This is a genomic window from Dielma fastidiosa (assembly GCF_000313565.1).
In the GTDB taxonomy this organism is placed as follows: Bacteria; Bacillota_I; Bacilli_A; order Erysipelotrichales; family Erysipelotrichaceae; genus Dielma; species Dielma fastidiosa.
The window spans coordinates 410,841-434,182 of the sequence record NZ_HE578925.1; the positions used below are offsets into that span (position 1 = coordinate 410,841).

At 42.5% G+C, this 23,342-nt stretch carries 22 protein-coding genes, 1 other RNA gene and 1 other annotated feature; of the genes, 21 read left to right on the forward strand and 2 right to left on the reverse strand.

What is annotated here, in order from left to right:
• Nucleotide 1 precedes the first annotated feature (1 nt).
• The 12 genes from DAHG_RS07760 to DAHG_RS07815 all read left to right on the forward strand — a co-directional run bounded on the left by DAHG_RS07760 (nt 2) and on the right by DAHG_RS07815 (nt 13,610).
• Nucleotides 2–808 carry a PTS system mannose/fructose/sorbose family transporter subunit IID gene (locus DAHG_RS07760; RefSeq protein WP_022937776.1) on the forward strand — a complete coding sequence of 269 codons (807 nt, stop codon included), beginning with the start codon at nt 2–4 and terminating at the stop codon, nt 806–808.
• 27 nt (nt 809–835) lie between these two features.
• Nucleotides 836–1,318: a PTS system mannose/fructose/N-acetylgalactosamine-transporter subunit IIB gene (locus DAHG_RS07765; RefSeq protein WP_022937777.1), complete on the forward strand. Its 483-nt coding sequence runs from the start codon at nt 836–838 to the stop codon at nt 1,316–1,318.
• Nucleotides 1,319–1,338: 20 nt separating this feature from the next.
• Entirely contained in the window at nt 1,339–2,949 is a 1,611-nt protein-coding gene (gene ggt / locus DAHG_RS07770; protein ID WP_022937778.1) for a gamma-glutamyltransferase, read from the forward strand.
• Between the two features lie 63 nt (nt 2,950–3,012).
• Nucleotides 3,013–4,200: an N-acetylglucosamine-6-phosphate deacetylase gene (nagA, locus tag DAHG_RS07775; RefSeq protein WP_022937779.1), complete on the forward strand. Its 1,188-nt coding sequence runs from the start codon at nt 3,013–3,015 to the stop codon at nt 4,198–4,200.
• Nucleotides 4,201–4,362: 162 nt separating this feature from the next.
• Nucleotides 4,363–5,178, forward strand: coding sequence for a PRD domain-containing protein (locus DAHG_RS07780; RefSeq protein ID WP_022937780.1), 816 nt, complete (start codon nt 4,363–4,365; stop codon nt 5,176–5,178).
• Nucleotides 5,179–5,245: 67 nt separating this feature from the next.
• Nucleotides 5,246–6,607, forward strand: coding sequence for a PTS transporter subunit EIIC (locus DAHG_RS07785; protein ID WP_022937781.1), 1,362 nt, complete (start codon nt 5,246–5,248; stop codon nt 6,605–6,607).
• 30 nt (nt 6,608–6,637) lie between these two features.
• Nucleotides 6,638–7,126 carry a PTS sugar transporter subunit IIA gene (locus DAHG_RS19075; protein ID WP_022937782.1) on the forward strand — a complete coding sequence of 163 codons (489 nt, stop codon included), beginning with the start codon at nt 6,638–6,640 and terminating at the stop codon, nt 7,124–7,126.
• 13 nt (nt 7,127–7,139) lie between these two features.
• The gene (locus DAHG_RS07795) at nt 7,140–8,615 is read left to right on the forward strand and encodes a glycoside hydrolase family 1 protein (protein WP_022937783.1); all 1,476 of its coding nucleotides are present in this window, start codon (nt 7,140–7,142) and stop codon (nt 8,613–8,615) included.
• Nucleotides 8,612–9,439 (forward strand): Cof-type HAD-IIB family hydrolase, encoded by an 828-nt coding sequence (locus tag DAHG_RS20515; protein ID WP_022937784.1) that lies wholly within the window; start codon nt 8,612–8,614, stop codon nt 9,437–9,439. The genes DAHG_RS07795 and DAHG_RS20515 overlap by 4 nt, the downstream gene beginning before the upstream one ends.
• 73 nt (nt 9,440–9,512) lie before the next feature.
• Nucleotides 9,513–9,708, forward strand: a binding site (T-box leader).
• Nucleotides 9,709–9,745: 37 nt separating this feature from the next.
• On the forward strand, nt 9,746–11,086 hold the full coding sequence (gene hisS / locus DAHG_RS07805; RefSeq protein ID WP_022937785.1) for a histidine--tRNA ligase: 1,341 nt from the start codon (nt 9,746–9,748) through the stop codon (nt 11,084–11,086).
• A gap of 12 nt (nt 11,087–11,098) precedes the next feature.
• Complete coding sequence (aspS, locus tag DAHG_RS07810; RefSeq protein ID WP_022937786.1) at nt 11,099–12,841, forward strand: aspartate--tRNA ligase; 1,743 nt, start codon at nt 11,099–11,101, stop codon at nt 12,839–12,841.
• Nucleotides 12,842–12,875: 34 nt separating this feature from the next.
• The gene (locus DAHG_RS07815) at nt 12,876–13,610 is read left to right on the forward strand and encodes a class I SAM-dependent methyltransferase (RefSeq protein WP_022937787.1); all 735 of its coding nucleotides are present in this window, start codon (nt 12,876–12,878) and stop codon (nt 13,608–13,610) included.
• Between the two features lie 13 nt (nt 13,611–13,623).
• Here DAHG_RS07815 and DAHG_RS07820 read toward each other — a convergent pair whose 3' ends face one another.
• Nucleotides 13,624–14,505, reverse strand: coding sequence for a LysR family transcriptional regulator (locus DAHG_RS07820; RefSeq protein WP_022937788.1), 882 nt, complete (start codon nt 14,503–14,505; stop codon nt 13,624–13,626).
• Between the two features lie 115 nt (nt 14,506–14,620).
• Here DAHG_RS07820 and DAHG_RS07825 point away from each other — a divergent pair, with 115 nt between their 5' ends.
• The 4 genes from DAHG_RS07825 to DAHG_RS07840 all read left to right on the forward strand — a co-directional run bounded on the left by DAHG_RS07825 (nt 14,621) and on the right by DAHG_RS07840 (nt 18,819).
• Nucleotides 14,621–16,354, forward strand: a complete 1,734-nt coding sequence (locus tag DAHG_RS07825) for an ABC transporter ATP-binding protein (protein ID WP_022937789.1) — start codon at nt 14,621–14,623, stop codon at nt 16,352–16,354.
• Nucleotides 16,351–18,069: an ABC transporter ATP-binding protein gene (locus DAHG_RS07830; protein ID WP_022937790.1), complete on the forward strand. Its 1,719-nt coding sequence runs from the start codon at nt 16,351–16,353 to the stop codon at nt 18,067–18,069. The genes DAHG_RS07825 and DAHG_RS07830 overlap by 4 nt, the downstream gene beginning before the upstream one ends.
• Before the next feature lie 81 nt (nt 18,070–18,150).
• Nucleotides 18,151–18,369: a helix-turn-helix domain-containing protein gene (locus DAHG_RS07835; protein WP_022937791.1), complete on the forward strand. Its 219-nt coding sequence runs from the start codon at nt 18,151–18,153 to the stop codon at nt 18,367–18,369.
• A gap of 12 nt (nt 18,370–18,381) precedes the next feature.
• Nucleotides 18,382–18,819: a hypothetical protein gene (locus tag DAHG_RS07840; protein WP_022937792.1), complete on the forward strand. Its 438-nt coding sequence runs from the start codon at nt 18,382–18,384 to the stop codon at nt 18,817–18,819.
• A 66-nt stretch (nt 18,820–18,885) separates the two neighbouring features.
• On the opposite strand, the gene ssrS is transcribed toward DAHG_RS07840, so the two are convergent.
• Nucleotides 18,886–18,994: non-coding RNA, 6S RNA (gene ssrS, locus DAHG_RS20885), on the reverse strand.
• A gap of 203 nt (nt 18,995–19,197) precedes the next feature.
• On the opposite strand from ssrS, the gene truB reads away from it, so the two are divergent.
• The 5 genes from truB to DAHG_RS07865 are packed head-to-tail and all read left to right on the forward strand — an operon-like array spanning nt 19,198 to nt 23,238.
• Nucleotides 19,198–20,028 (forward strand): tRNA pseudouridine(55) synthase TruB, encoded by an 831-nt coding sequence (gene truB / locus DAHG_RS07845; protein WP_022937793.1) that lies wholly within the window; start codon nt 19,198–19,200, stop codon nt 20,026–20,028.
• Nucleotides 20,029–20,038: 10 nt separating this feature from the next.
• Nucleotides 20,039–20,980, forward strand: coding sequence for a bifunctional riboflavin kinase/FAD synthetase (locus DAHG_RS07850; RefSeq protein WP_022937794.1), 942 nt, complete (start codon nt 20,039–20,041; stop codon nt 20,978–20,980).
• A complete protein-coding gene (locus tag DAHG_RS07855; protein WP_022937795.1) occupies nt 20,971–22,347 on the forward strand; it encodes a nucleotidyltransferase family protein in 1,377 nt (458 codons plus the stop codon). Before DAHG_RS07850 ends, DAHG_RS07855 begins: the two co-directional genes overlap by 10 nt.
• A gap of 51 nt (nt 22,348–22,398) precedes the next feature.
• Complete coding sequence (locus DAHG_RS07860) at nt 22,399–22,866, forward strand: SpoIIIAH-like family protein (RefSeq protein WP_022937796.1); 468 nt, start codon at nt 22,399–22,401, stop codon at nt 22,864–22,866.
• Between the two features lie 45 nt (nt 22,867–22,911).
• Entirely contained in the window at nt 22,912–23,238 is a 327-nt protein-coding gene (locus DAHG_RS07865; RefSeq protein WP_022937797.1) for an Asp23/Gls24 family envelope stress response protein, read from the forward strand.
• Nucleotides 23,239–23,342: the final 104 nt, after the last annotated feature.

Sequence of the window (23,342 nt, forward strand, 5' to 3'; positions counted from 1 at the left end):
GATGGGAGAAAAAGTTACTTTAACAAAAAAGGATTTAAATAAATTATTCATCCGTTCAAATGCGATTCAATCCGCCTTTAACTTTGAACGTCAGCAGGCACTGGGCTTTGAATGGGCAATGATTCCTGTCATCAATAAATTATATCCGACAAAGGAAGAGAGAATTGCCGGTTATAAACGTCATATCGGTTACTTTAACTCACATCCATGGACCTGCGGGCCAATCTTTGGTATCGTGGCATCAATGGAAGAGAAAATGGCAAATGGCGATGAAATCAGTGAAGAAAATATCCAAGCCGTAAAGGGAGCCTTAATGGGACCGCTGGCGGGTATTGGTGATTCCTTGTTATGGAGTACCCTGCGTCCAATTACTGCCGGTATCTGTGCTTCCTTGGCATTGAGCGGCAACGGCATCGCACCATTGGTATTTGTTATCATTATGAATGTGATTCACTTTGGTATGCAATACTGGGGCGTTCATATGGGCTATAATCTTGCTGATCAATTTATGGATAAGATGGAAAGCATGCAGATCAAAGTATGGATGGAAGCGGCAACGATTCTTGGCTTATTTGTTGTCGGCGGCTTAACTGCTACATGGCTGAATGTTACAACTAAATTAACTTATAATGTTGGTGACGCTGCCATTTCTTTACAATCAACGCTTGACGCGATTCTGCCTAAAATGCTGCCATTAGTATGCACACTGGCCGTATTCGGACTGCTGCGCAAAGGCAAGAGCACGACTTGGGTGATGATGGCCATTGTGGTTGTCGGTTTAGTCTTAGGCTTCTTCGGCATCCTGTAATTATAATTAAACACGGAGGACAAATATATGGGTATTGAATTAGTGAGAGTCGATGATCGGCTCATCCATGGACAGGTAGCTATTGGCTGGACACGGTCAAGAGGAATTAATACAATTCTGGCAATTGATGATCCAACTGCCAAAAATAAGATGCAATGTCAGTTAATGAAAATGGCTACGCCTCCGGGTGTTACTCCATATTTCTTAACAATTGATGAAGCAGCTGAAAAAATTCTAAATGATACATACAAGAATAAAAAAGTCATGATCCTTGTGAAGGGGCCTGCTGAATTAGCGGCATTGATTGAAAAAGGCATCGAAATGAAGGAAGTAAATATCGGTAATCAGCGTTCAGGTGAAAACAAGCTTCAGTTAGCAAGTCAGATGTTTGCGACAAAGGAAGAACTTGAAATCTGGAAGGGAATTGCCCAAAAGGGAATTAAATTATATGCCCAAGGCGTTCCCGGCGGCGCTTATGTCGATGTTAATGACGCATTAAAGAAATACTAACAAAAGATAGGAGATGTAAAATGAAGTTTAACGCAATGGATCAGCCCTATCAGCTAAGCCGTTACAGTGTTACGGCCCAGCATGGTATGGTTTGCAGCAGTAGTGCGTTGGCATCTTCTGCAGGATTGGAAATATTAAAAAAGGGCGGGAATGCCGTCGATGCCGCAATTGCGGTGGCGGCCGTTCTCACCGTCGTAGAACCCGTCAGTAATGGACTGGGCGGCGATGCCTTTGCGATTGTCTGGATGAAAGATAAAATGGTTGGCTTAAATGCATCTGGTTATAGTCCAAAGGAAATCTCCATCGATAAACTCAAAGCAGCCGGTTATAATAAAATGCCAAAGCACGGCTGGCTTCCGGTCACAGTTCCTGGTCAGCCTAAAGCATGGGCAGCGCTTTCCAAACGCTTTGGCAAGCTGAGCCTTGAAGACGTGTTAGCCCCCGCTATCCGTTATGCTGAAGAAGGCTACCCGGTTTCTGCTGTTGTTTCCGTTTTGTGGGACAAATATGTTCGTCAGGATTCTAAACTGTTTAAAGATAATCCCATTTTTGATGAATGGTTTAAAACCTTTACCAAAAATGGTGAGCCTTACCAATTTGGTGAGATCGTTAAATTTAAGAATCATGCGAAGACTCTGCGTTTAATTGCGCAAAGTAATGCTGATGCTTTTTATAAGGGTGAAATTGCCGATCAGATTGATGCGCAAAGCAAACGTGACGGCGGTTTTATCCGCAAGGAGGATCTGGCTGAATATGATGTTGAATGGGTCGATCCGATTCATGTCAGCTACCGCGGCTATGATGTTTGGGAAATCCCGCCGAATGGTCAGGGAATTGTTGCCTTAATGGCATTAAATATACTGAAAAATTTTGAGTTCACATCAAGGGATGACACCGATACCGTTCATAAGCAATTCGAAGCGATGAAAATGGCTTTCTCAGACGCTTATGCGACAGTTACGGACAGTAAGGATATGAAGGTTGATTATCGTTATTATCTCAGTGATGAATACGGTAAGAAACGGGCGGCTGAAATCACTAATCAGGCTCAGCAGCCAAAACCGGTAGAACCGCCGAAAAGCGGTACGGTTTATCTGTGCACAGCCGATGATGAAGGAAACATGGTCTCCTACATTCAAAGCAATTATATGGATTTTGGCAGCGGCATCGTCATTGAAGATTACGGCATCGCCTTACAGAACCGCGGGCATGATTTTTCCTTAGATCCTGCCAGCATTAATGCTCTGGCACCAAGAAAACGCAGTTATCATACAATCATTCCGGGTTTTCTGACAAAAGACGGCAAGGCCTTGGGACCTTTTGGTGTGATGGGCGGTTATATGCAGCCGCAGGGTCATGTGCAGGTTATGATGAATCTGATTGATTTTCATCTGAATCCGCAGATGTGTCTCGACGCGCCGAGGTGGCAATGGAAAGAGGGCATACGTTTCGATGTTGAACCGGATGTTCCTGAAGCATTGATAGAAGCGCTGAAAAAGCGCGGGCATCAGATGGTTGCGGCGGAAAACAAGCTGTCTTTCGGCCGGGCTGAAATGATTTTAAGAATGGAAAATGGTGTCTACATCGGCGCCTGCGAATCACGTACCGATGGCAGTGTCGCCAGTTACTAAGAAAGAAAGACTTTAAGAGTCTTTTTTTCAAAATAATCAAGCTTTGATAAAGGATGTGAAACGATGAAAGAAATATTTAAAGCCGGCAGAATTTACACTGAACAGCGGATCATGGATGATGCTTATTTGGTTGTTGAAGACGGTCGGATCAGTGAGCTTCTTGATGATTATACTGGCATGCTGCCGGTGCATGATCACACGGATAAAATTATCATTCCAGGTATCATCGATATTCATTCCCATGGCTGCATGGGCTATTCCGCAACGTGTAAAGACATGGATGAGGTATATGGGTTTACCAAGGCCATTGCCGCAACTGGTGTCACTGGCGTTTTCGCAACCACTCAGGAATTTGACAGTATGGCTAAGGTTGCCGATGTAATTGATTCCGGGATTGTTAAGGGAGCGCGCATCCTTGGCATACAGGCTGAGGGGCCTTTCCGCCATCCTAAATATATGGGTGCCAGCAAAGGCTTTAACTGGCCTAAGCCAAGCGTTGATTATGCGAAACAAATGAGAGAAGCGGCCAAGGGTCATTTGAAATATATGTCAGTATCGACGGATCTTGAGGGGATTGAACCCGTTATGCAGTATTTACTGAGTCAAAACATTCGCATTGCTGCCGGTCATACCGATGCTGATTATGAAGAAATGAAAAAAGGTTTTAAAATGGGTGCTACCAGTATCTCTCATTTTGGCAATGCGATGCGGCCGATTCATCAGCGCAGCGGCGGTGCCATAACCGCCTGCTTATTAGATGAAGATATCATTCTGGAAATCATCTGCGATCATGTGCATCTGGCTCCGGAAATCATCGATTTATATTTCAGAGTCAAAGACAGTGAGCATTTTATTCTGATTTCTGATTCATCAGAGCTTGCCTGTATGCCGGCGGGCCGATATTATGCAAGAGGCAAAGAACGCATCGTAACCGAAGCGGGGCACATTGTGCTTGATGACGGCACGATCAGCGGCAGCGGAAAGTATGTTTTATATGATATGCGCAATCTGATCTTTAAACACCAGATGCCTGTGGATAAAGTGATTAAAATGGCTTCGCTGCAGCCAGCCAAATATTTTCATTTAGAAGAAAAGAAAGGCAGTATCGCAATCGGCAAGGACGCTGATTTTGTCATTCTCGATCAGGATTGGCATGTTGTTCAAACATATGTTGAGGGAATAAAACAGTATGATTGTCAAATCGATACACAGCTGATCAATCCTGCCATGAAGAATCTGCTGGCTGTTTAAAAACCTAAAAATTAATCAAATTTAGGGTTGACAATTCTGAAAGCGCATACTATTATAGACAATGTAAATAGGTTAGTTACTCTTTGAGGCTTGTCCTAGAACACAAATATTTTTTGTGTTGCTGGCGGCATCGAAGAGTTTTTTTTATAGGCGGGTGAAACTATGAGAGTGATTAAAAATATTCATAACAATATATCTTTATGCCTTGATTCTAAGGGGAATGAAGTAATCGCATTTGGCAAAGGGATCGGTTTTAGAAAGCCGCCTTATGATATCCCTGTTTCGCAGATTGAACGTACTTTCTATAACGCGAATCCCATTCTTGTTGATACTTTATCGCAGATACCGGAGGCGATCATCCAAGTCAGTACCGATATTATTGATTATGCGAATCAGATGCTGAACGGTAAATTTAACGATAATCTGATATTTACACTGGCAGATCATATTATGTTCAGTATGAAACGTCAGAAAGAGCACATCAATATCAATCTGCCGCTGGCCCATGAGGTCAAGCATATGTATCCAACGGAAATCAAAATCGGTGAATATGCGTTAAAAATTATAAAAGAAAAACTAAATGCCGAGCTGCCGAAGCAGGAAGCGGCGATCATCACCCTGCATGTGATTGATTATGGTCTGGTTGATAATCAGCTGACCAACAGCAATAGTCAAAGCAGAATCGATCAATGCGCGGAAATCGTAGAAGAATGTATGAATATAAAGATCGATAAGGAAGGGTTTAATTATTCAAGATTTGTTTCGCATATGTATTATTTATTAGATCGTGTCGCAAACAACAAAGAAATTAAAACACAGAATCAAAAGATGTTTGATCAATTGATTCTCGAATATCCCCAAACTTATGAATGTGCAATAAGAATATGTAAAGCATTGGAAATTAAACTCAATGATGAAGAATTGCTGTATTTAATTCTGCATGTAAATCGTTTAAGCAGCAGAGAAGAAACCCTTTAAGTTTTTTACGAACCATTGGCGCCGATGAATTCGAAAAAAATAGATAGCTGTAAGGAGGAAACACAAAGTGGCTAAAAAGAATTATGATGAATTATCTGAAAAGATTCTGATCGAAGTAGGCGGCAGGGAGAATATTGCCCGTGCTTATCACTGTATGACGCGTTTGCGTTTAGATGTAAAGGATAAAGGCTTAGTTAATACAGAAGCGTTGGAAAAGCTAAGCGGTATTGCCGGCTGTCAGTGGAATGGCAGTCAGATGCAGATCATTGTCGGTCAGGAGGTCGATGATTTGTATGTGAATTTCTGCAAGACTGCCGGCATTGACGCGGAAAGAAAAATCGAAGAGAATTTAGACAAAGAAAAGAAAAAATTCAGCATCGGTTTAATCTTTCAAACATTATCTGCAATTTTATTACCGGTCATTCCCGCATTAGCCGGCGCTGGTATGATCAAGGGTCTGTCAACGATTTTAACTTCTTATTTAGGGGTAGATGCTGCCTCAACATTTATTACAGTCATGAATATGGCGGGCGATTGTGCCTTCTATTTCTTACCGTTCTTAGTTGCCTGGTCAGCATCAAAGCGTTTTGAAACCAATACGGCATTAGCCATTTCACTGGCTGGTGTACTCTTATACCCAACGATGACAGCCGGTAATACAGCCGGTGCAGAAGCAATGAGTTTGTTTGGTATGCCGATTCCATTTCCAAGTTATTTTGGCAGTACGATTCCTATTATCTTAACGGTGTGGGTGTTAAGCTATGTATATAAGTATATCAATAAATTTATGCCAAAAAGTCTGCGCATCGTATTTACACCGACGCTTGTCTTATTGATTATGACGCCATTAACCTTAACCGCAATCGGTCCGCTGGCGATGTATATTTCAACACTGCTAGTTGGCTTATTCAATTTCCTATATGGCTTATCGCCGATTATCGCAGGAACAATTATCGGCGGTACACGATTGTTTGTCGTTATGACCGGAATGCATTTATCGTTAAGCACAATTTGTATCGGCAATCTTGCAGAGCTTGGCTATGACTGGCTGCTGCCGATGCATACGATGGGAACTCTTGCTTTATTCGGTGCTTGTATGGGTGTCTGGGTAAAAGCTAAAAATACGGAAAACAAACAGATCGGCGCTTCCACAGCCATTTCATCTTTTATCGGAATTACCGAACCTGGTATTTATGGCATTTTCCTGAAATTTAAAAACGCGATGCTGGCAACGATTGTCGGCGGTGCTGTCGGCGGCGCTATTGTTGGTTTGTTTGGCGGCCGTGCCTTAGCATACGTTAATTCATCTATCCTTTCAACACCGGTATTTATGACTGAAAATTTCTGGTGTGTAGCTCTTGGCATGTTTGTCTCAGCGGCCATTGCGTTTTCAATGGTTATGGTTCTGGGCGTTAATGACGATAAATAAAACTTGAAGATTGCGGGAAGGAGGAGAGCTATGGGTTTATTAGATTTATTTAGTAAAAAAGAAAAACTGCCTGCAGTATCCGATCAAAATATCGTCGCAGTTGTGAAAGGTGAGATGATTGCGCCGAATCAGATCGAGGATAAGGTCTTCGCAAATGAAACTTTAGGCAAAACAATTGGTTTTATTCCAAGTTCAAATAAATTTGTATCACCCTGCAATGGTACCTTAGAGGTAATGTTTCCAACCGGTCATGCTTTTGCAATCCGGATGCAGGACGGTACGGGTGTACTGGTGCATATCGGTATCAATACCGTTGATTTGCAGGGTCATGGCTTTAAAGTACTTGCTAAACAAGGAGCCAAAGTACAAGCGGGGCAAAAAATCGTTGAGGCTGATTTAGCCGCAATTCAAGCCGCTGGTTATTCAATGACCACGATGCTGATCATCACTGAACCAACCAAAGATGAATATGTATTTTCATCATTCGGTCTTAAAGAAAAAGCTGAAATCATTTTATAAAAGGAGGAGTTAAATGTATACCAATCAAAGTGAATTAAGATTTCCTCAGGGCTTCCTGTGGGGCGGCGCTACGGCCGCAAATCAATGTGAAGGAGCATGGGATATCGACGGCAAGGGAATGACGATTCAGGACTGTCTGGAATTCAGAGCCGGCAATATTTCCAATATGACTAAACAGTTTGCTTTTACTTCTGAGGATTTAAACAAAGCGCAGAGCGTGAATACAATCAATTATCCTAAACGCAGAGGTATTGATTTTTATCATCATTATAAAGAAGATATCGCTCTATTCGCGGAAATGGGTTTTAAGGTTTATCGTATGTCGATCTGCTGGTCAAGAATCTTCACTGACCCTGAAGATGAAACACCCAATGAAAAGGGAATTGAATTTTATGTTAATGTTTTAAAAGAATGTAAAAAGTATAACATTGAACCTTTGGTGACCTTATCACATTATGATGTACCTGTCGCATTAATCAAGAAATACCGCGGCTGGTACGGCAGAGAATGTGTCGGTTTATTCGTTAAATACGCGAAGGTATGCTTTGAACATTTCGGGCCCTATGTCAAATACTGGTTAACCTTTAATGAGGTTGATGCGATGCTGCGCCATCCGGTAACCAGCGGCGGTCTGATTGAGGATCAGTTTGAGGATGTGCCGTTTGAACAGGCGATGTATCAGGCAATGCATCACCAAATGATTGCCAGCGCGTTAGCGGTTAAAGCCGGTCATGAATTATACCCTGACGCGCAAATCGGCTGTATGATGACCAAGCTGTGTTTTTACCCTTATACGTGCAAGCCGGAGGATAATCTGGCGACTCAGCAGCGAATGAGAAGTATTTACCGATATGTAGACATACAGGTATTTGGTGAATATCCAATCTATCTGAAGAAAGAAATCAGCAATAAGGGATATACGGTTAAATTTGAAGAAAATGATGAACAAATATTAAAAGAAGGAATTGTAGATTTTGTCAGCTTTTCTTACTACATGACCTCCTGCTGGGCTGCGGATACGAATGGCTTGGAGCTTTCGCCGGGCAACACGTTTAACGGTGTTAAAAACCCATATCTGCCAAGCAGTGAATGGGGCTGGCAGACAGATGCTTCCGGCTTGCGCTATTCTTTAGTGGAATTATATGATCGTTTCAGGAAACCGCTTTTCATTGTTGAAAATGGGTTAGGCGCCAGAGATACGGTTAGCGAAGATGGTCATATCCATGATCCTTACCGTAAAGCCTATCTAAAGGAACATGTCTGCGCGATGAGTGACGCGATTAATCTAGATGGCGTTGACTTGATGGGCTACACATGGTGGGGCTGCATCGATCTGTTATCGGAATCAACAAGAGAAATGTCAAAGCGTTATGGCTTTATCTATGTTGACTTGGATGATTATGGCAGCGGTACCGGCAAGCGGATCAAGAAGGACAGCTTTGATTACTACAAGCAGGTCATCGCATCCAATGGAACGATGCTTGAATGATGAAAATATTTGTCAGTGATCTGGATGGTACGCTGATTGATCAGTCGCTGCAAAACAATGATGCAGTGAAAGCCTGTGTGCAGCAGATCCTGCATTCAAAAAATGAGTTAGTTATTGCCACCGGCCGTTCACTGCATGGTATAAAGGTTTTGAATTTTTATGACGCGCCGATTTATTTCATCATCATGAACGGCGCGATACTTTTAGACCGCAATAAAGCGGTGCTTTATAAAAAGGCGATTGATGAACAGGTGGTACGTGCTGCTTATCGCCGATATCCAAATGATAATGTAGAATATATCACCCAAAATAAAACATTTATGGCCATCTCAAAAGAAGCTTATCTGATGAATTATGGTCAATGGGATGTCTGGCAAAAGAAAATGAGCGTCAATGATGAACAGTTTCAATTCATGTTATCACACTATGTCTTTGATGCGGATATCAGCCAAATTAAAGATCAAGTGGTAAAAATAAATATTTTGGAGATGGATGCGAAAAAATATAAAGAGAAAGAAGCTTTTTTCAAAACCTTTGATGAGGTCGTCAACAACCCTTTTGATACTCATGTTTTAGAACTAACCGCAGCCGGTGTCACAAAGCAAAGCGCGATGGATAAGCTGCTTCAGCTTACCGGTTGGCATAAGGATAACATCTATGTCTTTGGTGACGGCGATAATGATGCGATGCTGTTAGCGGCCTATGATCATTCCTATGCCGTTGACAATGCGTCTGAAAAAGCAAAAAACAGTGCTAAATATATTATTGGCAGCTGTAAAGATAACGCTGTTATCAATCAGATTGCTCAAATTATGACCTTGTAATTTTCTTTTCTTTGGCTGTGTGCAGCCTTAATGATTAAGTCTTGACAAAACCTTCAAAGATGGTAAACTTATAGTAAATCCTATGAATAAGCGTGTTTTAGAAGTCATGCGAAGAGAGAAGGCGGTTGGTGTAAGCCTTTGTTGAGTTCTGAAACTGGACACTTTGGAGGAGCTGTTCTGATAAGGTTCAGCCGTTAATTCCGCGTTAGGGAACAAAGTTGCAGCATTCGTGCTGAACTAAGGTGGTACCGCGCTTATGCGTCCTTAGATGAGGGCGCTTTTTATTTACCAAAAAGGAGAAATAGTATGAGCAATTATCAAATGCCAAGAGGCACTCAGGATATTCTGCCGGCAATGTCATCGAAATGGCACAAGCTGGAAGACTTACTGCGTCAGTTCTGTTATGTCTATGATTACAGTGAAATCCGCACACCGATCTTTGAACACACAGAAGTATTTAAACGCGGCAATGATTCATCAGATATGGTGAACAAGGAAATGTATACGTTTATGGATAACGGCGGCCGTTCGTTAACTCTGCGGCCGGAGGGAACGGCTGGGGTTGCCCGCAGCTTTGTAGAGAATAAACTGTTTGGCAGTGCGGATCTGCCGGTTAAAATGTATTACATGGGACCGCAGTTTCGTTATGAACGTCCGCAGAAGGGAAGACAGCGCATCTTCAATCAGTTTGGTGTTGAGGTAATCGGCGCTAAAAATCCGCTGCTTGATGTTGAAGCCATCTCTTTAGGCTGGTCAATCCTGTCTGCCTTAGGCTTGTCAGATTTGAAAGTCTTATTAAATACATTGGGTGATGACGAATCACGGGATGCCTACCGAACAGCTTTAAAGGAACACTTTAAAAAGGATATTTCTTCCATGTGTTCTGACTGTCAGCGCCGTTATGAACAGAATCCGTTAAGAATTCTGGATTGCAAGGTTGACGCTGAAGCTGAAATTATGAAAACCGTACCTAAGATTCACGACTATCTGACCCCTGAATCAAAGGCGTATTTTGACGCTGTATGCGCTGGCTTAGATGCGCTGGGAATTCCCTATGTAATTGAAGACCGCTTAGTGCGCGGTTTGGATTATTATACACATACGGTCTTTGAGGTTGTTTCCGTGAATGAACAGATGGGTTCGCAAAGCACTGTCTTAGCCGGCGGCCGTTATGATGGTTTAGTAGAATATTTCGGCGGTCCGCAGGGCATGTCCGGCATTGGCTGGGCAATGGGCATGGAACGAATCCTGATAGCTCTTGAAGCTGAAGGCATCGATATGAGTGATCCTGAGGAATTAGATGCCTATGTGCTGTGTCTTGATGAAAGTGCTGCCTTAGAAGCCTTTAAAATCACGACTGAATTAAGAGCTGCCGGATATCGCTCAGACATGGATTATCTGAACCGTTCCTTTAAGGCTCAATTTAAAACGGTAGACCGCAAGAAGGCAAAGGCTGCTATCTTGATCGGTGAAACTGAAGTTAAAAATCAAAGTGTCACGATTAAACGCATCGATGATCAAACACAGGTCAGCGTCCCGATGAGCGATTTGATTGATGCCATGGATTCAATGTTTGCCATGGAGGATGAACATGAACATACTTGCACATGTGGCGAGGGTAACTGCACATGCGGCAATCATGAATAGGAGGATCAATAAATGAAACGTACACATAGCTGCGGCGAATTAAGCATGCTTGAAGCAGGACAAAATGTCACTCTGATTGGCTGGGTAGCCAAACGAAGAAATTTCGGATCATTAGTTTTTATCGATTTAAGAGATCGTACCGGCATTACACAATGTGTCTTTGATGAAACGATTTCTGATCAGATTACATCTGTCCGCAATGAATATATCTTGGAAGTAAGCGGCAACGTCTGCGAACGTAAGGATAAGAATCCTAAAATGGCTACCGGTGATATTGAAATCATCGTTGAAAAAGTAACCATTATCAACAGTGCTGAAACAACACCTTTATTGATTGCGGATGAAACCGACGCTTTAGAGGATACTCGTTTAAAATACCGTTATCTTGATTTAAGAAGACCAGTGATGCAGAAAAAGCTCATCGAACGGGCACAGATTACCCGTGTGATGCGCCGGGTGCTTGATGATCAGGGCTTCATTGAGATTGAAACACCGATTCTTGGTAAATCTACGCCGGAAGGGGCTCGTGATTATCTGGTTCCTTCACGCATTCATCCGGGCCAGTTCTATGCGCTGCCGCAGTCTCCGCAATTGTTTAAGCAATTGCTGATGGTTTCCGGCTTTGAACGTTATTACCAAGTAGCCCGCTGTTTCCGTGATGAGGATTTACGTGCTGACCGTCAGCTGGATTTTACACAGTTTGATATTGAAACCAGCTTTATGAGCGAAGATGAAATTATTGAAATGACTGAAAACATGCTTAAGGCAGTGATGAAGGAAGTTAAGGGCATCGATGTTAAAACACCATTCTTGCGCATGACATGGCATGATGCGATGAATAAATACGGCAGTGACAAGCCGGACAACCGTTTTGGCTATGAGCTGCATGATCTTTCAGATCTGTTTGTTAACTGTGAGTTTAAGGTATTTAAGGATTGTCTTGCCAATAAGGGTGTAATTAAAGCAATCTGTGTTGATCATCAAAGTCATATGACACGCAAGGACATTGATCATGCTACTGATTTTGCTAAGAAATATGGCGCTAAAGGGCTTGTTGTATTAAAGGTGCTTAATGGCACGGTAGAAGGCAGTGCAGCCAAGTTCTTTAATGAGGATGAAAAAGCAGCGATGATTAAAGCGATGAATGCTCAGGAAGAGGATGTAATCTTTATTGTCTCTGACAAATGGAAGACAGCCTGTGATGTATTAGGAGCATTGCGCGGTTACTTTGCGAAAGAGAAAAACCTGCTTGATGTAAATACATTCAGCTTTTTATGGGTTACTGATTTCCCATTGCTTGAATATAACGAAGAAGATGGCCGCTATTATGCGATGCATCATCCATTTACAATGCCAAAAGCTGAAGATCTGCCGCTTTTGGATACCGATCCAGGCGCGGTTAAAGCTGCCGCTTATGACATTGTCTTAAATGGTTATGAGCTTGGCGGCGGTTCACTGCGTATCTATGATCAAAAGCTTCAAGAAAAGATGTTTGAAGTATTGGGCTTTACTGAAGAAAAAATTCGTTCAAGCTTTGGCTGGTTTGTTGATGCCTTCAAATACGGAACACCTCCGCATGGCGGTTTGGCACTTGGCTTAGACCGTGTTGCGATGATCTTGACTGGTTCAGATTCTATCCGTGACGTTATCGCATTCCCGAAAAACGCCAATGCCCGCTGTCCGATGTGTGAAGCGCCTGACAGTGTAGATCCGGCACAGCTTGAGGAACTGCATATTCGTATCAATCAAGAATAAAATCCGCTTATGCGGATTTTTTGAAAGGAGCATTATGAAAGAAAACAAATATGATGATGAACAATTTTTCAAGAAATACAGTGAGATGGACCGCTCTTTAAAAGGTCTTCAGGGAGCCGGCGAATGGCCGGCATTGGAGAAACTGCTGCCTGATTTTGAACATAAACGTGTGCTTGATTTAGGCTGCGGTTATGGCTGGCACTGCATCTATGCGGCTCAGCACCATGCTGATCAGGTAATCGGCATTGATCTCTCTGAAAAAATGCTGGCTGTAGCGAGAAGTAAGACACCCTATGAGCAGGTCAGCTATCAGCGTGAATCAATGGAAGATTTTGCGTTTGCGGATGCATCCTTTGATATTGTATTAAGCTCACTGGCTTTTCATTATGTCAAGGATTTTGACGCCTTGGCAGCCAAAATCAGCCGCGTTTTAAGCAAAGACGGCATTCTGATATTCTCTTGTGAGCATCCGCTTTTTACCGCTGAAGGAAAGCAGGACTGGTATTATGATGAGGACGGCAGCATTTTGCATTTTCCGGTTGATAATTACTTTATAGAAGGGGAACGCAAGGCAATCTTCTTAGGTGAAGAAGTCACAAAATATCATAAAACATTAACGACTTATCTGAATACATTGCTGAATCACGGCTTTGAACTATTAAATATCGTTGAGCCAAAGCCCAGCGATGAGATGCTGGAAAGTGTCGCAGGCATGAAGGATGAACTGCGGCGGCCAATGATGCTGATCGTTAAAGCCAGAAAAAAATAAGATATAGCGCCTGCTATGTCTTTTTCTTTTCTTCACTCAGCAGCTTTTCCATATGCGATAAAAAGCAGCGGGCAGGCGGTGCAAGAGTATCCCGGCTTTTATAAGTAACGACAATCTGGGTATAGAAGCTGTCTTCGGCAATAGGAACCGCGGCAAGGTTATCACTCGCAAACATCGGCAGCAGGGAAGCCGGGACAAGGCCTACGCCCATACCGGCTTTTGCCCAGCAGTAGGTCGTTCTCGCATCATCATTTAAACAAGCCAGCTGCAATTCACAGCCGGCATCCGCAAAAGCTGTTCTGACCAGCTTTTCAAAACGGCGGTAAATAATTAATGGGTGCTTGCTTAATTCCTGAATGGTAATTGACTCATGCCCGCAAAGCGGCTGGGTAGAAACCGCAAGCATCGCTTCACTTTGCAGATGCAGCTTAACGACATCATCTTTAAAGGGCGTTCTGACGATTGCCAGATCAAGCAGCCCTTTTTTTAATTCCTCCAATAATTCAAAAGTATTGCCTTCAAACAGCTGAAAAGTAATCAGCGGATATTGTTGATGAAATTGATCCAGCTGCTGATTCAATAAGACGGATACGGCTGATGAGATCACACCGATCCGCAGGGTACCGCTGACATGATTGCCGGCTTGCTGCAGCTCAGCGGCTGCCAGAGAGCTTAGCTCAAGAATCTGCAGCGCCCGCTTATAAAGCTGAAGCCCTGCCTCGGTGCAGACACACTGGCGTGAACCGCGCTGAATCAAGGTGACATTTAATTCCTTCTCAAGATTGCTGAGCTGATACGATAAGGGCGGCTGTGAACAATGCAGCCGTTTAGCGGCTGCTGATAAGGTGCCTTCTTCTACGATGGCAGTAAAGACTTCAAGCTGATGCAGATCCATAATTCCTCCTATATACTTTTTGAATAGTATGTATATAAATTAAATAATATTCATATATTATCGGATATGCTACTATGATAACTGGAAGAGGATAAAAAAGCAAGGGAGAGAAGTTATGAAAAAGCTGCTTATCTATTTAAAAAAATATCAGAAGGAATTAGTATTAGGCCCGCTGTTTAAGCTGGTCGAAGCAATATTTGAACTGATTGTACCGTTAATTATGGCTGCCATCATCGATCAGGGAATCAAGGGGCATGATCTGCCTTTAATTCTTCATTACGGCTTGCTGCTGGTGCTGCTGGCGGTTGTCGGTCTAGCCAGCTCATTGATCTGTCAGTATTTTGCGGCATTGGCTTCGCAGGGCTTCGGCACTGACCTTCGCAATGCCATGTTTGCCCATATTCAGTCACTTTCTTATTTCGAAGTGGATCAAATCGGTACACTCTCCTTGATCACACGCTGCAACAATGATATTAATCAGCTTCAGTTAGCGGTTGCGATGATAATACGTCTCGCTCTGCGGGCACCTTTTTTAGTTCTTGGCAGCTGTATCATGGCTATGCGCATTGATTGGCAGCTGGCTTTAGTCTTTCTGATTGCAGCACCGCTGATAACTATTGTTCTGTATCTGATCATGAGCCGCTCTATCCCATACTACCGCTCTATTCAAAGCAAATTGGACAGACTCTCTTTGCTGACCCGTGAGAATCTTGACGGAATCAGGGTAATCCGGGCAACTTCAAACCAGGAACATGAGCAGCAGCGGTTTACCCTGGCAGTTGAAGAGCTTTTTGACACTTCAATTAAGGCCGGTAAAATTCAGTCTAATCTGAATCCGCTGACTTATTTGATCGTAAATTTTTCGATTCTGGCAATTATCTATTATGGCTCACATCGCGTCTACGGCGGATCGCTGACACAAGGTGAAATTATCGCCTTTGTCAGTTATATGACACAGATGCTTCTGGCTTTGAATGTGGTCGCTAATTTAGTTGTGATATTTACTAAAGCGGGCGCCAGTGCCAACCGAGTGAGTGAAGTGCTGAGCTTAAGCTCCTCAATTCAATTTAACGATCATCAGCCCTTGGCAAAGGATAGCGAAGCAACCGTGACGATGAAGCACGTTTCCTTCCATTATCCAAACAGTGAGGAGAATATTTTAGAGGATATCAGCTTTACGCTGAAACCCGGTGAGGTATTAGGCATTATTGGCGGTACCGGTGCTGGTAAATCCACATTGATTCATTTAATCAATCGTTTCTATGACATCAGTGAAGGTGAGCTGACCCTTTACGGCAGAGATCCCAAAAACATAACCGAGGATGAGCTTCGCGGTTTAATCGGTCTGGTGCCGCAGAAAAATATTTTGTTTACCGGTACGATCCGTGAAAATATGTGCTGGGGAAAGCCTGATGCTGATGATGAAGAAATATGGGAAGCATTGCGTGATGCTCAAGCGGCGGATTTTGTGATGCAGCAAAAATCTGGCTTGGATACACTGGTGAATCAGGGCGGCCGTAATTTCTCCGGCGGTCAGCGCCAGCGGCTTGCAATCGCCCGCGCATTAGTTAAAAAACCGGCGCTGCTGATTCTTGATGACAGCTCCTCAGCCCTTGACTACGCAACCGATGCCAAGCTTCAAAAAGCCTTAAAGCTAAAAGGCAAAAAGCGTTCCTTGATACTCATTTCACAGCGGGCGAATTCACTTCGTTATGCTGATCAGATTTTGGTGCTTGATGATGGTAAAATGGCTGGCTTGGGTACTCATGAGGAGCTGTTGAAAAGCTCACCGGTCTATGTTGAAATCTGTGCTTCACAGTTGAGTGAGAAGGAGATGAATAATTTATGAAAATAATGAAACGGCTGATGCGCTATCTGCTTCCATACAAACATTATCTGCTGCTGGCAATTCTTTCGGCAATTTTGAGTGTGACAGCATCACTTTATGCGCCGATCATTATCGGTCATGCGATTGACTGCATCATTGCGATAGGTAATGTGGATTTTAGTTTAATGTCACACTATTTGGCTCAGCTTGCCTTTGTTTTGATTGTTTCTGCCTTTTTTCAAAAAACGATGATGCTGGCGACCAATCAAATGACCTATGGCAGTATCCGTGATTTACGGCAGTCAGCATTTCAAAAGTTTTCACGGCTGCCGCTTAAAACGATTGATAATCATTCACGCGGTGATTTAATTGCCCGTATTATCGCTGATATTGACATCATTTCCGATGGCTTGCTGCAGACCTTTTCACAGCTTTTTACCGGTCTTGTAACCATTGTCGTTACCTTGCTTTTCATGGCTTCAATCAATCGGCTCATCATGCTGTTAGTTGTTGTATTAACGCCGTTATCCCTATGGCTGACAAGCTTTATAGCCAAAAGAAATTATCACTACTTTCGCTCACAGTCAAGACTGCGCGGTGAGTTAAGCGCGAATATTGAGGAAATGGTTGGCTCAATGAAAGTAGTCAAAGCATTTCATCATGAAGCGGCCGCCCAAAAACAGTTCGAAGAAATGAATCAGCGGTTATATGACAGCGGTGTTAAAAGTCAGTTTTTTTCTTCTATAGCCAATCCCGCCACGCGTTTCATTAATGCTCTGATTTATGCGTGTGTAGGGATTAGCGGTGCTGTTCTTGTCTTTAATGGGATGCTGACAACTGGCCAGCTTTCTAGTTTTTTAGCCTATGCCAACCAATACAGCAAACCCTTTAATGAGATTACCGGTGTTGTGAGCGAGCTGCAGAATGCCTTTGCTTCAGCCGCCAGAGTTTTTGAATTGCTTGACAGCGAGGAAGAAATCGCTGATAGCAGTGAAAGCTTGCCTTTAAGCAAGGGTCACGTACAGCTTGATAAGCTGAAATTTTCTTATACCAATCAGCCCTTTATTGACGATTTCAGTATTGATGTAAAAAGCGGCCAGCATATTGCGTTAGTGGGTCCCACCGGCTGCGGCAAGACAACCTTAATCAACCTGCTGATGCGCTTCTATGAATTGGAGGGCGGATCTATAAAAATCGATGGCATCGATATCCGCACCGTCAGCAAAAAAAGCCTGCGTTCTCAGATAGGGATGGTGCTGCAGGATACTTGGCTGTTTTCCGGTACGATTCGTGATAATATTGCTTATGGTAAGCCCAACGCTTCTGATGAGGAAATCATTGCCGCTGCCAAAGCGGCCTATGCCCACAGTTTTATCAAAAGGCTTCCGCAGGGCTATGATACCCAGATAAGTGAAGGCGATAATCTCTCAGCCGGACAGAAACAGCTTCTATGCATTGCCCGCATCATGCTGATGCAGCCCTCAATTTTAATTTTAGATGAAGCAACCAGTAATATTGACACCCGAACTGAGGTCAAGATTCAGCGGGCCTTTGATAAAATCATGGCTGGGAAGACCAGTTTTGTGGTCGCTCACCGCCTTTCTACCATCAAAGAAGCAGACTGTATTTTAGTGATGAAGGATGGCCGGGTGATTGAAAAAGGGAACCATGAGACATTATTGAATCAGCATGGTTTCTATGCCTCATTGTATGCTTCACAATTTGTCCAATCGTAATTAAAGCTGCTTTTCTATCCCATAACGTTTGAACTATTGCTTTTTTTGTCCTACAATAGATAGAGAAACAGGGGTGATGCAATGACCTTAAATGATATTGTCCGGCTTAATATAATTACAATATTAAAATCACGGGGTTATTATAAAAATAAACGCCTGACCCTGCCAATGGATATGAAATATCTCTATTCTACCTTATCATCGATTATTAAGGGCAGCGGCGGGATGACGCTGAATACCTTGGAAACAGTAGCACACGCATTGGATGTTGAAGTAGCGGAATTAATCCGCTGGGAATAAATGGAGAACGTTATGTGTAAAGAATGTTATGTCACAGATAGCCGGTGTACACCGCTTTTAAAACCATTAGATTGTTTAAAAAATCATACCCAATACATTTGCTCTACCTGCGGCCGCTGCATCTGTATTGAAGCAGATCCTAAACGCTCTTTGCAGCGTTGGAATTTTCCTTTCAAGACATTGGAAATTGCGAAGATGTATCTGCGGGCAGCAGATTATACTACAAAAAAAGCCTGCGGAATCTATCAGATAGAAAACAGCAGGGGACAATCAATTTATAAAATATTTACCGGCGCTGATGATTTGCAGCTTTATCTGAATAAGCATAAGGATAAAAGCTGCTCGGCGATGGCGCCTGTCTATACGGCAAAAGAATTCATTGCCTATCCAAACACACAGGTACGCCGCCTGAGTGATGAAGAAATTGAAAAATATCTGTCAGAACGCTGACAGTTTTCTTTTTAGCTAAAATAAAAGGCAGGCATCGCTGCCTGCCACCAAAAGGTGAGACCTTTTCCCTGTATATACAGGTGGGCATCCTGTGTAAGTTTTTAGGATTCCTGCACTCGTGCAGGCATTCACACCAAAATACAACGTCCGGATTCCCTTATCTCAACTTGTAGGAAAAATTTTATACCTTTTGGATAATCTTATTATATCTTAAAAAAATCTAAATAATACTCTTGACTTTTAGGAAATGTTTAGAAATTTTATTTCGTCATACTTTCTCATCTCAAAACAAGCATCAGGAAAAGGCCGCAAATCGTTTTCTCAACATGCTTCTTATTTTATGTTATAATAAAGCAGAAGCCATGAGGTGAATAAATAATGGATGGAATTCTTTTAATTAATAAAGCGGCCGGCATGACAAGTCATGATGTCGTGTTTAAATTACGAAAGCTGCTGAATACTAAAAAAATCGGTCATACTGGAACGCTTGATCCGGATGCGACAGGTGTTCTGATCGTCTTAGTCGGCAGAGCCTGCAAGATTTTGCCGTTTTTGGAAAATACCGATAAAGAATATATCGCTCAGCTTATGCTGGGTCAGACAACTGATACTGAAGATATTTGGGGCAAGGTGCTTGCCACCGGTGAAATTAAACCGATTGAGGATTTTGAAGGCTTATTGAAAAGCTTTGAGGGCAGACAGAAGCAGCTGCCGCCAATGGTTTCATCAATTAAGGTGAATGGGAAGAAGCTTTATGAATATGCCCGAAGCGGCGAGGCGGTAGAACGGCCGCTCAGAGACATTGAAATCTATGAAACCCAAGTGCTGGATGCCAAAGAGCTGCGTTTTCGCGTAGCTTGTTCAAGCGGTACTTATATCCGTTCGCTGTGCCGTGATTTGGCTGAGAAAAGCGGAAATCTGGGCTGCATGAGCTCATTAGTGCGCAGTAAGGCAGGTCATTTTACCTTGGCTCAATGTGTCAGCCTTGAGGATGTCGCTAAAGGCAATTACAAACTGCTGCCGATGATTGAAGCATTAAAGCATCTGCCAATGATTACACCGGCCAATGAAGCTGATATAAGAAATGGCAAGCGGGTGCAATTAAACTGCGATGAAGCGCAGGTCGTGATGATCAGCAACGATGAAGTGCTGGCTGTCTATGAACGTGAAAAAGAAAATATCTATCGCTGTGTGCGGGGATTATGGTAAGGAGAGAGTTATGGAAGTAATAAGAATGGGTATCGGTTCGATTCAATCATCGCCGGTACCGTTATCAGCTTGTATCGGATATTTTGACGGTCTGCATTTAGGCCATCAGCAGCTGGTAGCCAACGCAATCGCAGCTGCCAAGGATCATCACTGCCAAAGCGCGCTGATCACCTTTGATCCTGACCCTTGGGCAGTATTAAAAGATCTTCAGGATATCGACCATTTGACAACGATGGCAGAACGCATTGAATTAGGCGCTAAGCTGGGCATTGAAAAATGGATTATCTTGGAATTTACAAAAGAGCTGGCCGCGTTAACGCCGGAAGCTTTTTTAAATCAGATTTTGATTCCGCTGAATCTGCACACATTAGTCTGCGGCTTTGATTATCATTATGGCTGCCGCGGGCAGGGGAACGTCGATACGCTGAAAAAACAGAGTGTTTTTGATGTCAAGGTAGTTGCGGAGGTCGATTATGCGGGGGAGAAGATCAGTTCCACAAGAATTGAAAAAGCGATCAGTGAAGGCGATATGGTTTTGAGTGAAAAGCTTTTGGGCCGTCCTTACAGCCTGCATGGCAGCGTTGTGCGCGGCAATCACGTCGGCACCAACGTACTGGGCTTTCCAACTGCCAATTTAGCTCTCAGCGATCATTATGTGATTCCTAAGCGCGGTGTCTATGTTGGCGCCTGCCGCTGTAACGGTGAATTGATAAAGGCGATGATCAACATTGGACATAACCCAACATGCAACCATCGTGATGAGCTCAGCGTCGAAGCCCACCTGATCGATTTCAATCAGGATCTTTATGGTCAGACGATTACGCTGTATTTTTATGAAAAGCTGCGTGATGAAGTAAAGTTTGCCAGTGCTGATGAGCTGATTGCTCAGTTAAACGCTGACCGGCTCAATACAAAGAATTATCAAAGAAAAGAGGGAATGGCATGCGTTTAAGTATCTTTGATACCATTGATTCCACGCTGGCTCTGCTTGATGAGCGAAATGATCTTTATCATGAATTGGAACAGCAGCTGAAATCAGATCTTTATGCTATTTTTGAAGCAGACGCGGAAATGATCGTCGATATTTTTTCACGTGTTAAGACGCGCGAGAGTCTGCGTGAAAAAATCATCCGCAATCGTTTCTATATCAACTATGACAACAGTGAGGATATCCTCGACAATCTTTCTGATTTGATTGGTGTCAGCATCGAATGCCGCTTTATTGAAGAAGAATATAAGGTACTAAAACGTCTGCGTGAATATTTCATCGTCCCTGATGAAGCAAGCGGTTATTTTTATAATGAGAATCATCCTGAGCTGTTTTTAGATACTGCTTCAAGACAGCCGCAGGTTCAGAAAAATGGTTTTTCAATTTATCGGATTGATGGTTTTATCATGCATAACGGCATGAAGATCAACTTTGAACTGCAGATTAAAGCACTGGTTCATGCGTTTTGGGGTGATATTGAACATAAGCTCGTTTATAAGAATACAAATTATTATGTCTATGATAGTTTTATGGTTGATATTCTCTCCTCAATAAAAGCGAATCTGACGATCATTGACCGCCAGCTCAGCATCATTTACAATCAGATGCAGAATTCAAGTATGAGTGATGTTTCAATCAGTGAGAAGAGTTTTGAGAAAATCGTTACAAAGGCGATTAATGATCTCTTTGCGATGAAGATGAATGAATCAATCGGCTTTACGATTAATTTAAAGAGTACCAGTTCAATTTTAGGTCATTATATTTTTATCAAGGATATCCGTCATTCCTCAATGAATAATGACCGCATCTCGCTGTTATTTAAAACGTTTAAGAAAGTGAATAATTCACAGATGGATTTTGAAAATGAAATCGTACTGGATGGTGATTTCAGTTCAAATGACCCGTTTATTCAAATTCTCGGTGAATATCTTGTTTCAGTCATCAATATAGATTATGACTGGTATGTTTTCTTCAAGATGCTGTTTTTTATTGAACCAGGCAATAATACTGAAGATTTTGTTTTATTCCTTAAAGTCATCAAAAATTATTTGGTCGATGATTATTGGCTGAAAACCAGCTTTGTAAGATTAAGCATGAGTGAAAGTGTCATGGTTCAAGATGAATGTGCGGCCATTCTGGCACGTTCCCTGGTTGCTATTAAAACGATAGCGATCATCGATGATGACAAGATGATTGCTGTTAATAAAGCTTTTGTTTTATTCATTCAGGAGCTGGAAACCAGAGTCATTAATTACAGTGATTTCATGAATTATAAAGAAGCTTATTATCATGATTGGTTAAATCGGATGAATCATATTTTTAATCGTTAGCATAAACCTTTGCGCTGCGGCATAGGCTACAGTAGCAAAGGAGGTTTGCTTATGAATCGACAAGCCATTGCGTTTATCTCTTTGTTTTCCTTGATACTGATGCTTTCCGTCTATTATGTAAGCATGGATAACGATGATGTAGCCGTCATTCAGCCGCAGGATCATGAAGTGGTTTCAACGCTGAGCGATGGTTCACAGCCTTTAAAGGATCAAATCAATGAACAGGATCAAAGTGAGATCCAAAAGCAGAAGGAAATTCTTGGTACTAAGGGTGACAGTGAAGAAAAATCGGAAGCGCTGGATGCGATTGCCAAGCTGGAAAACAAACAGAAGCAGCAGCAGGAATATGAAGCACTGCTTAGTGAACAGGGCTTTAAATGTGTTGTAGAGATTGATGAGAGTGTGGTCAGAGTAACGGTCTATGAACAGGGAAAAGATCTGAATCTGGCAAATCAGATCATGAATCTGCTTTATGAAAAGGTCGGAAATGAAAAAACAATCGAAGTATCTTTTAGTTGAAATGTCTTAGGACATCAAGTATAATACAGGTAGAAGGTGATAATTATGGCTCAGGAATACATCGCAGTAAAACAGAAAAATGATTTAGGTTTAATCGCTATCAGCAAGTCCGTTTTTCAAACGATTGCCGAGATAGAGGTAGAGGAAGAGGAAAATGTGGCTTTAGCTGAGGCAACGCCATTTAAGAGTCCACTGGGTTGCAAGATTACCGATGACCGTCTTTACTTGTCCGTAGATATTAAAGTGATGTATAATGCAAATGTAAATGAGATTTGCGCAAAGCTTCAAAATAAGATCTATGACTCGATCAAGCACATGAGTGAATATGCGCCGGATGTGATTGATATTAAGGTTACAGGCTTTTTGTTCTAGTCATTTTTCAAAAATACTCCTTTGGGGGTATTTTTTCGTTATATAGGAAATTTCATTTTCTAGCATCCAAGCGCCATGAAGGAAATCATTTTCTTGTTTCTTTA

Coding starts and splice junctions, on each gene's coding strand:
- DAHG_RS07760 (WP_022937776.1), top strand. CDS start 2: ATGGGAGAAAAAGTTACTTTAACAAAAAAGGATTTAAATAAATTATTC.
- DAHG_RS07765 (WP_022937777.1), top strand. CDS start 836: ATGGGTATTGAATTAGTGAGAGTCGATGATCGGCTCATCCATGGACAG.
- ggt (WP_022937778.1), top strand. CDS start 1,339: ATGAAGTTTAACGCAATGGATCAGCCCTATCAGCTAAGCCGTTACAGT.
- nagA (WP_022937779.1), top strand. CDS start 3,013: ATGAAAGAAATATTTAAAGCCGGCAGAATTTACACTGAACAGCGGATC.
- DAHG_RS07780 (WP_022937780.1), top strand. CDS start 4,363: ATGAGAGTGATTAAAAATATTCATAACAATATATCTTTATGCCTTGAT.
- DAHG_RS19075 (WP_022937782.1), top strand. CDS start 6,638: ATGGGTTTATTAGATTTATTTAGTAAAAAAGAAAAACTGCCTGCAGTA.
- DAHG_RS07795 (WP_022937783.1), top strand. CDS start 7,140: ATGTATACCAATCAAAGTGAATTAAGATTTCCTCAGGGCTTCCTGTGG.
- DAHG_RS20515 (WP_022937784.1), top strand. CDS start 8,612: ATGATGAAAATATTTGTCAGTGATCTGGATGGTACGCTGATTGATCAG.
- hisS (WP_022937785.1), top strand. CDS start 9,746: ATGAGCAATTATCAAATGCCAAGAGGCACTCAGGATATTCTGCCGGCA.
- aspS (WP_022937786.1), top strand. CDS start 11,099: ATGAAACGTACACATAGCTGCGGCGAATTAAGCATGCTTGAAGCAGGA.
- DAHG_RS07815 (WP_022937787.1), top strand. CDS start 12,876: ATGAAAGAAAACAAATATGATGATGAACAATTTTTCAAGAAATACAGT.
- DAHG_RS07820 (WP_022937788.1), bottom strand. CDS start 14,505: ATGGATCTGCATCAGCTTGAAGTCTTTACTGCCATCGTAGAAGAAGGC.
- DAHG_RS07825 (WP_022937789.1), top strand. CDS start 14,621: ATGAAAAAGCTGCTTATCTATTTAAAAAAATATCAGAAGGAATTAGTA.
- DAHG_RS07830 (WP_022937790.1), top strand. CDS start 16,351: ATGAAAATAATGAAACGGCTGATGCGCTATCTGCTTCCATACAAACAT.
- DAHG_RS07835 (WP_022937791.1), top strand. CDS start 18,151: ATGACCTTAAATGATATTGTCCGGCTTAATATAATTACAATATTAAAA.
- DAHG_RS07840 (WP_022937792.1), top strand. CDS start 18,382: ATGTGTAAAGAATGTTATGTCACAGATAGCCGGTGTACACCGCTTTTA.
- truB (WP_022937793.1), top strand. CDS start 19,198: ATGGATGGAATTCTTTTAATTAATAAAGCGGCCGGCATGACAAGTCAT.
- DAHG_RS07850 (WP_022937794.1), top strand. CDS start 20,039: ATGGAAGTAATAAGAATGGGTATCGGTTCGATTCAATCATCGCCGGTA.
- DAHG_RS07855 (WP_022937795.1), top strand. CDS start 20,971: ATGCGTTTAAGTATCTTTGATACCATTGATTCCACGCTGGCTCTGCTT.
- DAHG_RS07860 (WP_022937796.1), top strand. CDS start 22,399: ATGAATCGACAAGCCATTGCGTTTATCTCTTTGTTTTCCTTGATACTG.
- DAHG_RS07865 (WP_022937797.1), top strand. CDS start 22,912: ATGGCTCAGGAATACATCGCAGTAAAACAGAAAAATGATTTAGGTTTA.